General features: G+C 41.1%; 15 protein-coding genes. 1 reads left to right on the top strand and 14 read right to left on the bottom strand.

Going from position 1 to position 14,709, the window contains the following annotated elements; genetic code table 11:
- Positions 1–155 precede the first annotated feature (155 nt).
- The 6 genes from LI112_RS03690 to LI112_RS03665 form a co-directional block, all read right to left on the bottom strand.
- The gene (locus LI112_RS03690) at positions 156–383 is read right to left on the bottom strand and encodes an alpha/beta-type small acid-soluble spore protein (protein WP_005424616.1); all 228 of its coding nucleotides are present in this window, start codon (positions 381–383) and stop codon (positions 156–158) included.
- Positions 384–510: 127 nt separating this feature from the next.
- Positions 511–1,914, bottom strand: coding sequence for a sodium:alanine symporter family protein (locus tag LI112_RS03685; RefSeq protein ID WP_022389308.1), 1,404 nt, complete (start codon positions 1,912–1,914; stop codon positions 511–513).
- A gap of 189 nt (positions 1,915–2,103) precedes the next feature.
- The gene (locus LI112_RS03680; protein ID WP_022389307.1) at positions 2,104–2,475 is read right to left on the bottom strand and encodes a DUF6465 family protein; all 372 of its coding nucleotides are present in this window, start codon (positions 2,473–2,475) and stop codon (positions 2,104–2,106) included.
- A 101-nt stretch (positions 2,476–2,576) separates the two neighbouring features.
- Complete coding sequence (gene recG / locus LI112_RS03675) at positions 2,577–4,628, bottom strand: ATP-dependent DNA helicase RecG (protein ID WP_227190245.1); 2,052 nt, start codon at positions 4,626–4,628, stop codon at positions 2,577–2,579.
- A 4-nt stretch (positions 4,629–4,632) separates the two neighbouring features.
- Positions 4,633–6,297: a DAK2 domain-containing protein gene (locus tag LI112_RS03670; RefSeq protein WP_055066193.1), complete on the bottom strand. Its 1,665-nt coding sequence runs from the start codon at positions 6,295–6,297 to the stop codon at positions 4,633–4,635.
- 21 nt (positions 6,298–6,318) lie between these two features.
- The gene (locus tag LI112_RS03665) at positions 6,319–6,678 is read right to left on the bottom strand and encodes an Asp23/Gls24 family envelope stress response protein (RefSeq protein ID WP_005424603.1); all 360 of its coding nucleotides are present in this window, start codon (positions 6,676–6,678) and stop codon (positions 6,319–6,321) included.
- Between the two features lie 155 nt (positions 6,679–6,833).
- On the opposite strand from LI112_RS03665, the gene rpmB reads away from it, so the two are divergent.
- On the top strand, positions 6,834–7,022 hold the full coding sequence (gene rpmB / locus LI112_RS03660) for a 50S ribosomal protein L28 (protein WP_015542684.1): 189 nt from the start codon (positions 6,834–6,836) through the stop codon (positions 7,020–7,022).
- Between the two features lie 96 nt (positions 7,023–7,118).
- On the opposite strand, the gene LI112_RS03655 is transcribed toward rpmB, so the two are convergent.
- The 8 genes from LI112_RS03655 to LI112_RS03620 all read right to left on the bottom strand — a co-directional run bounded on the left by LI112_RS03655 (position 7,119) and on the right by LI112_RS03620 (position 14,686).
- Complete coding sequence (locus tag LI112_RS03655; RefSeq protein WP_154648331.1) at positions 7,119–7,256, bottom strand: hypothetical protein; 138 nt, start codon at positions 7,254–7,256, stop codon at positions 7,119–7,121.
- A gap of 95 nt (positions 7,257–7,351) precedes the next feature.
- Positions 7,352–7,726, bottom strand: a complete 375-nt coding sequence (locus LI112_RS03650) for a GerW family sporulation protein (protein WP_022389304.1) — start codon at positions 7,724–7,726, stop codon at positions 7,352–7,354.
- 12 nt (positions 7,727–7,738) lie between these two features.
- Positions 7,739–8,647 (bottom strand): DUF2953 domain-containing protein, encoded by a 909-nt coding sequence (locus tag LI112_RS03645; RefSeq protein WP_227190244.1) that lies wholly within the window; start codon positions 8,645–8,647, stop codon positions 7,739–7,741.
- Between the two features lie 76 nt (positions 8,648–8,723).
- Positions 8,724–9,035, bottom strand: coding sequence for a hypothetical protein (locus tag LI112_RS03640; RefSeq protein WP_227190243.1), 312 nt, complete (start codon positions 9,033–9,035; stop codon positions 8,724–8,726).
- A gap of 115 nt (positions 9,036–9,150) precedes the next feature.
- Positions 9,151–9,603, bottom strand: a complete 453-nt coding sequence (locus tag LI112_RS03635; RefSeq protein WP_005424591.1) for an NUDIX hydrolase — start codon at positions 9,601–9,603, stop codon at positions 9,151–9,153.
- 132 nt (positions 9,604–9,735) lie between these two features.
- The gene (locus LI112_RS03630; protein WP_117592689.1) at positions 9,736–11,079 is read right to left on the bottom strand and encodes a penicillin-binding protein 2; all 1,344 of its coding nucleotides are present in this window, start codon (positions 11,077–11,079) and stop codon (positions 9,736–9,738) included.
- 61 nt (positions 11,080–11,140) lie between these two features.
- Positions 11,141–12,511, bottom strand: a complete 1,371-nt coding sequence (locus tag LI112_RS03625; protein ID WP_005424583.1) for an FtsW/RodA/SpoVE family cell cycle protein — start codon at positions 12,509–12,511, stop codon at positions 11,141–11,143.
- Between the two features lie 6 nt (positions 12,512–12,517).
- Entirely contained in the window at positions 12,518–14,686 is a 2,169-nt protein-coding gene (locus LI112_RS03620; protein WP_227190242.1) for a U32 family peptidase, read from the bottom strand.
- Between the last annotated feature and the right edge of the window lie 23 nt (positions 14,687–14,709).

The following is a 14,709-nucleotide window of genomic DNA, read 5'->3' as shown; positions in this document are numbered from 1 at the left end:
TAATATTTTATACAAGTTTACCCTATTTTTTAGAAAAAGTAAACCATTGTACGCAAAAAGAAACAGTGTTGTTTCATAGCTGCATACAGTTATAAAACAACACTGTCTGTTCAGAGTCGGATCAGATTTCGCTCAGATCAGTTCTTGGAAATGAATCAGTACTGTTCATTCTGAGAATTGCCGGACATCTGTCTTTCCTGCTGTTCAATCATTTTTTTGACCATATATCCGCCGACACTTCCGTTCTGTTTGGATGTCAGGTTTCCGTTGTAGCCATCGGTAAGCGGAACGCCCAGTTCATTTGCAACTTCGAATTTAAAACGATCCAGGGCTCCTTTGGCTTCAGGTACAACTGCTCTGTTAGAAGAACTGTTTTTTGTCATGATAATTTCCTCCTTGGTTTTCGTTTAATTTGGATGTTACAGTGCTAGTATATGGAATGAAGCAAGAAATACACTGGAACATTCTGCACGAAATGGAAGAAACTAAAATAAATTTTTATATAGAAGGTCAGGCATCTTTTCCATCGCCTGTTGTAAAATACTCTTTTACAAGTTTTACAACTACACCGGACAGAAGGAATACAGCAATAAGGTTTGGAATAGCCATCAGACCGTTGAAGGTTTCGGCAATATTCCATAAAAGTCCAAGATCTACAGTTGCGCCAAGAATTGCTACCAGAGAATACAGGACCATGAATGGCTTGGTTGTCCTGGAACTGCTGAAGAGGAATTCACAGCATCTTGCACCATAAAGTCCCCATCCGATGATCGTAGAAAATGCAAAACAGCACATTGCCACAGCTGTGAAGACAGAAACCCAGCTTCCGTATGTAGAAGTAAATCCGAGAATAGTAAGCTCTGCTCCTGCTGCTGCGCCATATGAAACAGGAATTCCACTGCAAAGGATTACGAGTGCGGTAAGAGTACAGATGACGATGGTGTCTGTAAATACTTCAAAGATCCCAAAAAATCCCTGTTTGACAGGTTTACGTGTATCTGCACAAGCATGTGCGATCGAACCGGTACCAAGACCTGCTTCATTAGAGAAGATACCTCGGGATACACCTTTTTTCATGCTCATAAAGAAGCTTCCTACTGCTCCGCCTGTAACAGAAGCCGGGGTAAACGCTCCTTTAAAAATAGAAGAAAATACATATGGAATGCGGCTGAAATTAAGGAAAACAACGCCAAGAGCAAGAATGATATAAAACACAGCCATAAATGGAACCAGTTTTTCTGCTACCTGACCGATTCTTTTGATTCCACCCAGGAGCACAAGTGCTACAAGTGAAGCAATGATAATTCCCATGATTAGATTGGCAGTAGAGATGCTATCGGAGGAAATCAGATTGTAATTTATAAGTGCAGAATCAATAGCAGCTGTGATCGTATTAACCTGTGTAGCATTTCCGGTACCAAATACAGTCAGTACACCAAAAGCGGAAAAGAGGTATGCAAGCCAGTGCCAGTGTTTCTTCAGACCATTTTTGATATAATACATTGGTCCACCGACAAGTTCACCGTTTTCGTTAGTTTCACGAAAGTGTACGGCCAGAGTTACTTCGGAAAATTTGGTACACATGCCAAGGAGTGCAGAAATCCACATCCAGAATACAGCACCAGGACCTCCAATGGCAATGGCGCCTGCGACTCCGGCAATATTTCCGGTTCCGACTGTGGCTGCAAGTGCAGTACAGACAGCCTGAAAAGGTGTCATTCTTCCGTCAGATGCCTCACGTTTTCGGAGCATGCGGCCAAGGGTTGTTTTCATAGCGTAAGGGAATTTCCTGATCTGAAGAAATCCTGTACGGATGCTGAGATAAAGGCCGACTCCGATAATACAGATCATAGCCGGAACACCCCAGATAAAATTGTTTACTGTAGTGTTGATTGTTTCAATAACAGATAACATTCATTTTGTTCCTCTCTATTTATTTTGGGTGCTTTGCAAAAACAAATGTCGTGCCAAAGCAGACAGATTCTCCTTATAATAACATGAAATTGAAAAAATGTACAGAAAATGATACAAAACGGTTGATTTGAAGAAAAAAAACAGATGATCGTTTCGGATCATCTGTTTTTATATGTTTGCAAAATAAGATTATAATTCGATAAATCCTGTAATGTCACCGTTGATCACATAATGTGCACCATTATCTTCTGGTTTGATATATATTTTCAGATCAACAAGTTCGGATTCTTTTTTGCCCATTTCTTCCGTCCAGACTTTTTTGATGTTTTCTATGATGTCTCTTTCATAGACTTCTTTTCCAAGCCACTGTACATATACTTCTGTATTTAAAGAAACAGTTTTTCTGGAAGATGTTTTTCTGACAGCGGTCTTTTTAACTGTTGCAGCTTTTTCTGTTATTTTTTTTGTAACTGTTTTTTTTGCAGGAGCCTCTTTTTCGGTAGCCGGTTTTGCAGTAGATGTCTTGAGTTCTGCTTTTTTTGTAGTTGTTCTTGTAGCCATAATAGCCTCCTCACAAGGTAGATATAATTGATACGGTACTAGGATACTACGTTTTTTCACAATTTGCAATGGCTTTTCTGGGTATGCTCATGGAGCCAGAATCAAAGTCCCAGACCATCGGAGGCGTTTTCCTGGCGCTTCAAAAGATAATGTTTAAGTGCCCGATGCTGTTCGAGTGAAAGATCAGGATCAAGAGACAAAATCTCAGCAGCAGCTTCACTTGCCGATTTCAGGATTGCAGAATCGTTGTAGATATCTCCGATTCTGAATTCCATATCGCCGCTCTGGCGAATGCCAAAGAGATCACCAGGTCCACGCAGCTTCAGATCTTCTCCTGCGATATAGAAACCGTCATTTGATTTATTTAGAATATCCAGTCGTTTTGAGGTGGTTTCTTCATCAGAACCCTGTATAAAAATACAGTAGGACTGATATTCTCCTCTTCCAACACGACCACGCAGCTGATGAAGCTGAGCCAGACCAAAACGTTCGGCATTTTCAACCATCATGACAGTTGCGTTCGGAACGTTGACACCAACTTCAACTACCGTAGTGGACACAAGAACTTGAATTTCATTTGCGGCAAACTTTTCCATGATCTCATTTTTTTCTTTTGGTTTCATTTTTCCATGAAGGAAAGATACATTGATATCCGAAGGAAAGATTCCTTTTAATTTTCTGGTGTAATCCAGTACATTTTCAGCATCCAGTCCTTCGCTCTCTTCCACCATTGGGCAAATGATATATGCCTGTCTGCCTTCCCGTACCTGACGTTGGATAAAGGCATATGCTTTGGGGCGATAGGAAGTATTGACTACACAGTTTTTGATAGGAAGTCTTTTGGCTGGTAATTCATCGATGATGGAAATATCCAGATCGCCGTATAGGATGATCGCCAATGTACGTGGAATTGGTGTGGCACTCATAACAAGAATGTTTGGCGGATTTCCGCGGGTTGTGAGAGCTTCTCTTTGTTTGACACCGAAACGATGCTGTTCATCGGTTACAACCAAAGCAAGATCATGATATTCAACTTTTTCCTGAATCAGTGCATGGGTACCAATAATGATCTGAGCCTCTCCTGAAGCAATCTGCTGGTAAATTTCTCTTTTTTCTCTGGCAGTATTGGAACCTGTCAGCAATACAATATGGAAATTCAGTCCTTGTTCCTCCTGTAATCTGAGAAAGCCATCGTAATGTTGTCTGGCAAGTACTTCTGTCGGTGCCATGAGTGCTGCCTGATAACCATTTTCACAGGCCAATATCATGGCAAGAAAAGCGATGATTGTTTTGCCACTTCCTACATCTCCCTGAACCAGGCGGGACATTAAAGCCTGTCCGGACATATCACGTTCGATTTCATGCCAGGTGTTTAGCTGAGCACCTGTCAGAGAATATGGAAGATTTTCTATGATCTGTTCGGTAGTCCATGTTTTATTGATTGGAAAATAATTAGGTGTTTCCTCACTTTTCTCTTTCAACATTTGGACAGAAAGAATGAACAGCAGAAATTCATCAAAAACAAGACGTTTTCGTGATAAAAGAAGCTCCTCCATATTTCCTGGAAAATGGATGGTGCGCAAAGCATAGTTGATGTCTGCAAGCTGATAATGTTCCCGTATTTCTTCAGGTAGAAATTCACTGTACATTGGAAGATTTTTCAGGAGCTGGTGAATCATTTTAGTAACAGTTTTGTTAGACAGACCACCGGTCAGCCCGTACACAGGTTGTAAACTGTGCAGTATTTCTCCATAAGCGGCAGGAGTAAAAACCTCCGGGTGTTCCATTTCAAGGTGGGACTGCTTTCGTACGATTCGTCCACGGAAGACAAACTGACTGCCTCGCTTCAACACAGTTCGAAGATATGGCATATTGAACCATATGACTGAAAGTTTGCCAGAGGAATCATTTATGGATGCAGTAATGATCTGCCTGCCTTTTGCAGAAGTAACGTAAACGCCGGAACATACCGCAGCGGAGACGGCTTTTACCGTCCCCTCTTCCAAATCTGCGATATCTACCGGCGCTTCAAATGCGTCATAATTTCTTGGATAATAGTGAAGGAGATCGTCTGTATCATAGATGCCAAGTTTAAAAAAAAGTTTTTCTGTTTTATCTCCAACACCCTTTAATGTTCGTAAACTGTCACCCATTGGTTTATTCTACAGATATAATATAGTAGTAAATCGGCTGACCACCGTTATTTACTTCTACTTCACAGTCTGGATATTTTTCTTCCAATACTGCAGCAAGAGCTTCTGCTTTTTCTTCAGAAGCATCACAACCATAATAAATACTGATTACTTCTGCATCATCAGTCATCATGGCATTTACGGTTGCAACAGCAACATTTTCTTTGCCGCTGCCTACTGCAAGAATACCCTTGTCACCAATACCCATAATGTCACCTTCGTGTATTTCCTTATCTTCTATGCGGGTATCACGCACTGCATAGGTGATCTGACCAGTGTGTACGCGGGAAATGGCATCCATCATTTCAGCTGTGTTTTCTTCAGCTGTTTTTTCTGGGACAAAGCTGATCAGCGCGGTCACACCCTGTGGAATTGTCTTGGTAGGGATGACGATGATCTCTTTATCTTCGGTAAGATCGCGAGCCTGATTAGCAGCGAGAATGATATTTTTATTATTCGGAAGGATATAGATCGTTTTTGCATTGACTTTGTCAATTGCATTTAACATATCCTCTGTACTTGGGTTCATTGTCTGACCGCCTTCAATCAGGTAATCAACTCCAAGTTCTCTGAAAATATCTGTAAGACCGGCGCCGGCAGATACAGCGATGAAACCGGTTTCTTTTGGAGGAGTCTGCTGTTTTTCTTCCTCTGCCTGCTGTTTGGCAAGTTTCTCTGCATCTTTAATCAGTTTTTCCTGATGCTCTTCACGCATGTTATCAATTTTCATACGAGAAAGAGAACCATATGTTAAAGCACGTTCGATTGCCTGTCCCGGATGGTTTGTGTGTACATGGACTTTGACAATTTCATCATCTGCAACAAGAACGATAGAATCACCGATAGAAGTAAGAAATTCCTTGAAAGAATGCTCTTCTTCAATTGGCATTGGCTTATTCAGAAGAATGATGAATTCTGTACAATATCCGAATTTGATATCTGCTTCTGCCTGTGGAGAAATCTTAGTTACTGCAGCACCTGCAGGTTTCTCAAATTCAGAGTAATCAACTTCTTTGCCGAGAAAGCCGTCAATTGCACCACGCAGTACTTCAAGGAGTCCCTGTCCACCTGAATCAACGACACCAGCTTCTTTTAATACCGGAAGCATTTCCGGTGTGCGGGAAAGAGTATATTCTGCATGTTCAAATATTTCTTTGAAAAAAGGTTCCAGTTCTTCTGCTTCCGGAGCAATTTCTGCAGCTTTGAGAGCGGCTTCTTTTGCTACAGTAAGGATGGTTCCTTCTTTTGGTTTCATAACAGCTTTGTATGCTGTTTCTACTGCACGTTCCATGGCAGCAGCGATTGTAATGGCATCCAGTTCGTTGGATTTTCTGACTCCCCTGGTGAATCCGCGAAGTAACTGGGAAAGAATTACACCAGAGTTTCCACGGGCACCACGAAGAGAACCGGAAGAAATGGCTTTTGCCAGCGTTTCCATATCCGGCTCTGTCAGCGCACTTACTTCTGCAGCTGCAGACATGATCGTCATAGTCATATTTGTACCTGTATCTCCATCTGGAACAGGAAATACATTTAATTCATTGATCCATTCTTTTTTTGCTTCCAGGTTCTTGGCGCCGGCCAGAAACATTCTGGAAAGTACTTTGGCATCTATGGTCTTTATGTTCACCACAAGTTCCTCCTCTGATTATTAATCGATGGCGCGTACGCCCTCCACATAGATGTTGATCTTTTCGATTTCCATACCGGTGAAATCTTCAACTTTATATTTTACATTGCTGACAAGGTTATCTGCAATTGTACTGATGTTAACTCCATAGGCAACAATTACATGAAAATTCAGGCGGATCCTGTTGTCTTCAGTGATTGTTACGCTGATGCCGTGTTTCAGGCTGTCTTTGCGAAGAAGTTTTACCAGTCCGTCCTTCATACTGACAGCTGCCATTCCAACAATACCGAAACATTCTACAGCAACACTTCCTGCATAGGTAGCAATTACGTCTGTATCAATGACGATTTGTCCTAATCCGGAATCTATACGTCCATTCATATAGGTACCTCCAATTTTTTAGTATGCATGTATTATAACCTTTTTTTTACGAAAAAGGAATATTATTTTTAGAATTTCTGTTTTTTTACTTGCAAAAGGCAAATTCATCTGTTAAAATAAGACCTGTTGAAAAAAAGCGTCAAGGAGGTGCTATCATGGCTAAATGCGCAGTTTGTGAAAAAGGTGCTTATTTCGGAAATAATGTAAGTCATTCACATAGAAGATCTAATAAAATGTGGAAATCTAACGTGAAATCCGTTAGAGTTAAAACCGCTGCTGGCGGTGCACAGAAGATGTATGTATGTACTTCTTGTCTGAGATCCGGAAAAGTAGAAAGAGCATAATCATTTCATTAAAATGAACGAATAAGAAGAGGCACGGGATGTATCCCGTGCCTTTGTTCGTGTTATAATCACTTCTGCTGCTTGTTGTCAATAATATCATCTGCAGAACATGTGATATCCACATAGCAGGCAAAGGCCGGCTGAGATAATAATGATCACATTTTCTGTAACGAGCATGCCGATCACCATTCCGATGCCAATGCAGAACAACATTAATCCCAAAAGTCTTCCCACATCCGACCTCCGTCTTTTGAGGTTATATTATTATATGCAAAAAAGACTTTCGGGAGAATCACGAAAGTCTTTTTGTGAGTGTTCTTTTTCTATTTTTATTCATCGTTTCCATCATCTGAAGAAGTGTTTTTCCCAAAACCGGATGAAAAACGATCTACAAAATCCGGAACCATATCAAGAACCTTTGTAAGTCCATCCTGATTTTTGATATTTACCAGTTTGGTAGTTCCGTTCTGAATAACAAGGACAGCGCTAGGGGTGAGTTTTCCGGTCATACCGCCACCGCCGTTACTTTTTTTGTCACCTTCAAATGCACCAGCACCAACACCAAAGGATACATCTACTAGAGGAAGAATGATCGTATCTCCTACATGGATTGCTTCTCCTACAACTGTTTTGGCGGAAATGAAGGCATCCAGCCCTTTGAAAAGAGAGTTTACAGTGTCTTTGAAATTGTTTTCGCCTGACATAATCAGTCCTCCTTATTTATGCTTCCATCGTCTGATGATGTACTTGATATTTTTGTTAAAATATAATTCCAGAGCAGTTTTTAATAAAACGACTCCGTATATTCTGCCTTTTATCTGAATATTTCCCAGTATAACATTCCGGTCTTCAAATAAAGGTGTTACAGCAATGCAATTTTTGTGAAGAGGTATCGTCATTCCCAGAATTGCAAGTACGGCTCCTGTAACAGATGGATCTGAGCTTCCAAAAGTAAGTGTGCCCTGTATTCTGGTTGGAAATACATGCCGAAGCAACCGGAAAAACCTGTCCTTTATGAGAGAAAACGCAGCTTTTGTTCTGGGATGTTCCAGAAATTTCTGATATGATTCTATTTTAGCACAGATATTCTGGATTGTTAAAGTAAAATTTTCTACAGAGGAAGGAATACGGCAAATTTTCTGCCATAATCTGCTAAGTCTGTTCCAAAGATTCCGAAAAAATATGCCGAGTCTATAAAAGAGATGTCCAATCTTTGTTCGTGCATATTCAAGATCTGTATCTCTTTCAGAAGCTACGGTTTCTTCAGTGAGATCGGAAGCCTCATTTGTGGAACGACAGGAATCTGCTGTTGAGACATCTTTAAAATCTGTTGAATTTGTACTTTTTTCTGTATTAGCTGGCAAAGAATCTGCATGACCGTTCTGAGGCTTTTTTTCGGCAGGATGGCTTCTGTTTCGAAATTTCTGGATCAGTTTCATGATTGGGATTCCGAATAAACGAAAATCAAAAGCTGATGTACCGTTTTGGTATTGCAGCTGGAAAGAAACAACGTCAAAAAGCCAGCTGACACGTGCCCGTGCAGAAATATCCCGGAAAGAATCTGTTTCCTTAGTGCCGGAAGCCCTGTAACGGACCGGACAGAACAGAATGAGTAGCACTGCCACTAGTATGAGACCTAAAAGGATTCCCAGAAGGATCAATATAAACTTGAGTAATATCCATAGAATATGTAGCATGCGTTCACCTGTTCTTCCAATATTCTTTTATATTAAGTTCTCCGGTTTCTTCATAGATAGTCTGAACCATATCTGTAATAAGTTCCAGAGCCTCTTCTTTGCCTTTGGCAATACCTACGATCTCAGGACAGATATGTGCTGCTGTTTCCTGAACAAGTGTTAGAGCCGGCAGGATTTCCAGTTGGTTATGAGGATTTTCTGATAATGTGATCAGATAGATGCCAGGTACAGGTTTCCCCTGAATGAGTTTCAACCGAATTTTGCTGATATTTTTTATACTCGTTCCTCTATAGTAATTCTTGTGCCACTTCAGCATCTGTTTCACTGCTCCTTTAGGGGAATATCTTTATATTATATTTCCCTTTTTTTTAGAATTTAAACAGGACTGCGTAGGATACGCAGCCCTGTTATGGATACATTTTCTGCAGAGCTTATACTCTGTGCTGTTTTCCCCAGAGTCCTTGACTCCGCATTTCCAGATATTCCTGATATGCTTTTTCTACAATCTGTTTCTCATTAGAGAAACGGAGAAGATGATAGATTTCATGAAATTTGTAATAACCGGAATCTACGAAAAATTCTTCTCTCTGAGGTCTGCTATGATAATTATCAGCCGTCATCAGATACCAGTGTACTTCTTTTGTAACGATATCTTCGGGTACTGTAAAATTATAATGACTTTTGCCAATATATTTCACTACGGAAGCTTTGACTCCTGCTTCTTCACGCACCTCTCGTAAAGCAGTCTGGATATGTGTTTCGCCCTGCTCCACGGTTCCTTTCGGCAGCACCCAGCCCTCATAACGATTCTTATAAGACTTGTACAGTGCCAGTATTTTACCACGATAAATTACCACACCGCCACAGCTCGTTGCTTCTATCATTTTGCAATTTCCTCCTGTACTGCGTGTGAGTTTTATATCTCGAACTGGTTATAGTATAACTCTTTTTTAATTAACTGGCAACAATAACTTACTGTTTGCCCAAGTTGCCGTGAACGGAGTGAACAGTAACATTTAATCAAAGTAATATGCATCAAACAGATCAGCAGCAATTGGAACAGCTGCTTCACTTCCTGTGCCGCCGCCTTCTACGATGATCGCAACAACAAGGTCTGGTTTGTCTACATTGGAATAACCAATAAACCAGGAATGACTGGATCCATTTTCGTCATATTCGGCAGAGCCTGTTTTTCCGGCAACTGTGTATCCACGTCCATTCAGAGCAGATGCTGTTCCGTTCTGAACAACACCCTCCATTAGTTTTCCAAGCAGTGCTGCTTCATTGCTGGTCATTAATCGTTTATAATCAGTGGGTTCTGTTGTACGGATCGTATCACCACCGGCATTTGTGACTTTGTCTATCAGATAAGGCTTCATCAGTAGACCATCGTTGGCAATGGCACTTGTGATCAGTGCCATATGCATAGGGGATACAAGGGTGTTTCCCTGCCCGATTGCAGTCTGCATGATCAGTGGAATTCCAGAACTTCCGTTCAGAGTAAAAGAACTTTTGCGATAAGAAGTCAGTGGAAGTTTTTTGTTAAAAAGAAGATCTTCGCTTGTTTTGAGCAGAGAGGCTCCCCCAAGTTCAGTTCCAATTTCTGCAAAAGCACAGTTACAGGAGTTTGCGAATGCAGTATAAAAATCTTCTGTACCATGTACTTTGCCATTATAGCACTGAATAGTATGATTTTCTTTTGTGATACTACCCTGGCAGTCAAATGAAAAACCATTGAAACTTCCTCTGGTACGAAAATAATCCAGAGCTGTGACAACTTTAAAAGTAGATCCCGGAGGATACTGCCCCATAGTTGCACGGTTCAAAAGACTGCTGTTTGTTTCATCATTGACAAGTGTATTCCAGTTTTCGGAAATTGTATTTGGATCAAAATCTGGTTTACTGACCAGGGCCAGGATTTTTCCTGTGGATGGTTCCAGAGCAACAACCGCTCCTCTTCTGTCACCAAGAGAATTATATGCAGTGGTCTGCAGGTCGGCATTCAAAGTAGAGACAACGGTATCCCCTGTGTTTTTGGTTCCCATAAATTCGTTACGGATCTGATTTAAAAAGAATTCATGAGAAGACAAAAGCTGAAAGTTAGCTTCGGATTCAAGTCCGCTTTTTCCGTTTGAATCGTAACCTACGACATGTGCAAAAACATTATTATATGGATAGGAACGCTCTTCGGTTCCATCTTCGGATACATTTGTCTGAGCAAGTACTTCTCCATCAGAAGACATGATTTTTCCACGGACAACGCGATCGGCAAAAGTATCCTGACGTGTATTATAGGGACTGTTGATAAAATCATCGCTTTTTATGGTATTAAAATAGATGAGATAACCGATCAGTCCCATAAATATAATGATAAAAAAGAATGAAACTCCGGTATAACCTTTGTTTCGACGACGCCTTTTTTTAGATCTGGCGCGTTCTGTTAATTGTTTCTCCTGCCCGGAGTCTCTGTATTGCTTCCTGTTTTCGTTTTTCAAATTCCTCGTCCTCGTCTTCTCTTAGAATATAAAGTCCCTGGATAATTGCAAGCATTAAAATTGTACATAAAAGAGAACTTCCACCATAACTTACAAGGGGAAGTGTCACACCTGTCATAGGGATGAATTTGGTAGCACCACCGATCGTAAGAAATACCTGGAAGGCATATTCTACTCCAAGTCCCAGTGCAATCAGTTTGTAGAATGGATTAATGATACGTAAAGCAATATTAACGATCATAAGGAAAAAGCTCATGCACACGAGAATCAGACAAATGGCAAAAATACCACCTAATTCCTCACAGATTGCACTGAAGATAAAATCGTTCTTGACAACAGGGATAGATTCTGGAGAACCCTGGTATAATCCCATGCCGAACCAGCCCCCGGTACCAATGGCAAAGAGTGACTGCACAATCTGATATCCCTCATTCTGATAGACTGCCATGGGATCTTTCCATGCGCTGACTCGCTGGCGGACATGACCGAACAGATGATATGCAACAACTGCTGCAGCTGAACCACCGCCGATTCCAAGTGCAAGATAACCAACATTTCGTGTTGCAACATATACCATAACGAGATATGCGACAAAGAAGATCACTGCACTTCCAAGGTCCTTTGAGAGAACCAGAATACCCACGTGAAGTGCTGCAACGACTGTAACCTGAACGATTGCCTTGAAACTGGTATCTCTGGATAGAAAAGATGCCATAAAGAACACAAAAGTAATCTTGATCGCTTCGGATGGCTGTACACCCAGCAGTGAAAGTTTAGCCCCATAACTCGTTCTTGCAAGAGCAAAGACTGCAGCAAGAAGAATAATACCGATTCCGGCATATACCCATGTAAGTCTGCGAAGAAAACGCATCTTCCGGATCATGACAGGAATGACCAGAGCAATAGCACTGACGCCGGCTGCGATCAGAAGTTGTTTCTGTGCTGAAGATATATCCAGGCGGCAGAGCATAATAAAGCCAACACTCAACAGCATACACATATTGTTCAGAAGCAAAATAGATGCTTTTTTGTATAGCATTCGGTATAAAATCTGAATGGCAGCAAAAAACAGAAGCATTTCTGCATAAAATTCAACTATCTTAAAATTGAATGTTTTAAGATAGAGAACAAGAAATGCAGTGAAATCAATGAAAAAAATCAGCAAAAGCTGTTGCCGGAGCAATTCGTTGCGATCCTCTTCATCAGACTGCCGTACAGTATAAAAACAGTGAAAGGTATATACGATCATCAGTGTCAGGATGATGTATTTGGATAATTCTACAATTACATTAATCATATGCCTTTACTCGGCTCCTCTTTTAAAATGTCCTTTGGTGTACTCCTGATTACCGGGTGTTTTGCCGTGCAGATATACATTTAAAAATTCCTGCAGTATGTCGGCAGATTGTTCCGGTGATTCGGTCGTAAAATTCAGTCGCAGACAGTTGACACCAAGATTTCGGACTTTCTGAGATTCTTTCAGAAGTCCGAAGGAAATACTGTTATAAAGAATATTATAACAGTATTCTTCTTTTTCTGTAGTTCCTGTTTTCCATGGGTGACATACACAACAACAGGAAAACTCTTTTTCATAACGGTCCTTCAAAATCATTTTTCTTTCGTTGCAGTCACATTTCAGCGTGTTTTTTCTTACACACTGCGCAGAAAGCATTAACGGAATGTTTCCGTATATGATCATCTCACTGTTGGAATTGTTTCGGTGTGCGATTTCTTTTTCATTTAATTCATAAGGAACTGTATTTCGAAGTATGCCTTCTTTCTTCCAGAAAGAGACAGATTCGTTATTCCAGGTATAGATGGAAGTATCAAGAACACAGTATTTTTGCCATCCAAGATGTCGAAGCATTCCATAACTTTCAAGATTTCGTACAAGAAATCCCTTCATTCCATTCTCAAGCCATTGGCTGCAGGTTTCGAAAAAGCCTTCTGGTGCTGAACCACGGGTGATATATGGGAGTGTCAGATACAAGTCCTTCTGATATTGTAATCCCTTTGACATGCAGAGGCTCATTGCATCGTAATAAAGATACATACCGGAAATCTCAGGATTTTTATATAAAAGTAATGCCTGATCTACAGTTTCGCAGGATACAAGGATTGAAAGGCTGGAATTTGTATCTGCCGGTTTGTCCGCTGTGGCCATAACAGGAGTATCAGTGGCAGAACGTCTGTAGGGTGCACATAGTTCCTGTTCCAACAGAGCAATCGCTTCGCGGCGGAGTTCATTTAATGTTTTGACCGGAAGAAAAATCTGCTCTCCCATCTGTATATCCAGTTCATCCCATTCAAATTCCGTATTTCCAAGTTTATCCATCTGTTTACGAATGCGATCTTCAGACATAGGATGTTCTCTGGCAAACTGTACTTCACCGGTTGAGAAAGTTACATGTATATCATGGCATGAAAGTTCCAGAAAAGCCGGACATTCCGGATAAAGAACCAGCGTACCGGAAATGGGTTCTTTTTTTCGAGGAAGATTTTCCGGAATTCCGTTTGTCTTTTTCTCGTTTGTAAAGGCCATCATAGATGGACCATTATGCTGTTTATAATAACCCTGACAGGAACCTCCACGGCTAAATATATCCAGAAGATACTGCCGGTCGCGGTCATTAACCTGATAAGTCATGTCACTGCTAAGAAGGATGTCCAGATATTTACGATACATTCCGGTAACAGCAGCAGTATATCCAGGTTGTTTCATTCGTCCTTCAATTTTCAAAGAGGTAACGCCGGCCTCCAGAATGTCGGGGAGAATGTCCACACTGCACATGTCTTTCAGACTGAGTGGACAGAAATCCTGTTGTCTGAATGAATAACTGCCATTCTCCTGCCGAACCTGATAGAGAAGGCGACAAGGCTGTGCACATCTTCCACGATTGCCGCTTCTGCCGCCGAGTATGCTGCTCATGAGACATTGACCAGAAAAACTGTAACAGAGGGCACCATGGATAAAGGCCTCTATTTCGATCGGACTTGCCTGATGCATGGCTGACAGCTCCTGAAGAGAAAGTTCTCTGGCAGCAACTACACGTGATGCGCCCTGTTCCTCAAGAAATTTCATTCCTTCGGGGCCGGTTACTGTCATCTGTGTACTTGCATGAAGATGCAGTCCCGGAAAATTCTGGTGTATAAACTGGAATACACCGAGATCCTGTATGATAACAGCATCAAGACCGTTTTCGTACAGTGGTCGCAGCGCATCATACAGTCTGTCCTGCAATTCACGGTTTTTCAGAAGTGTATTTACTGTCAGATATAATTTTTTGCCATGAATATGAACGGTATCAATTGCCTGTAAAAGTTCATCCTGTGTGAAATTGTGTGCATATGCCCGGGCACCGAATTCGGGACCGCCGACATAAACAGCATCTGCTCCTGCTCCCAGAGCAGCTTCAAAAGCTTCATAAGATCCGGCGGGAGCCAGAAGTTCTACATTATGATCTACTTTCAAGTGTATTCATTCCTTTTCTGAAT

Source organism: Blautia sp. 210820-DFI.6.14, from assembly GCF_020558815.1.
Classification (GTDB): domain Bacteria; phylum Bacillota; class Clostridia; order Lachnospirales; family Lachnospiraceae; genus Blautia_A; species Blautia_A obeum.
Note: the sequence above shows the minus strand (reverse complement) of the source record. Positions and strands in the feature narration are given on the sequence as shown.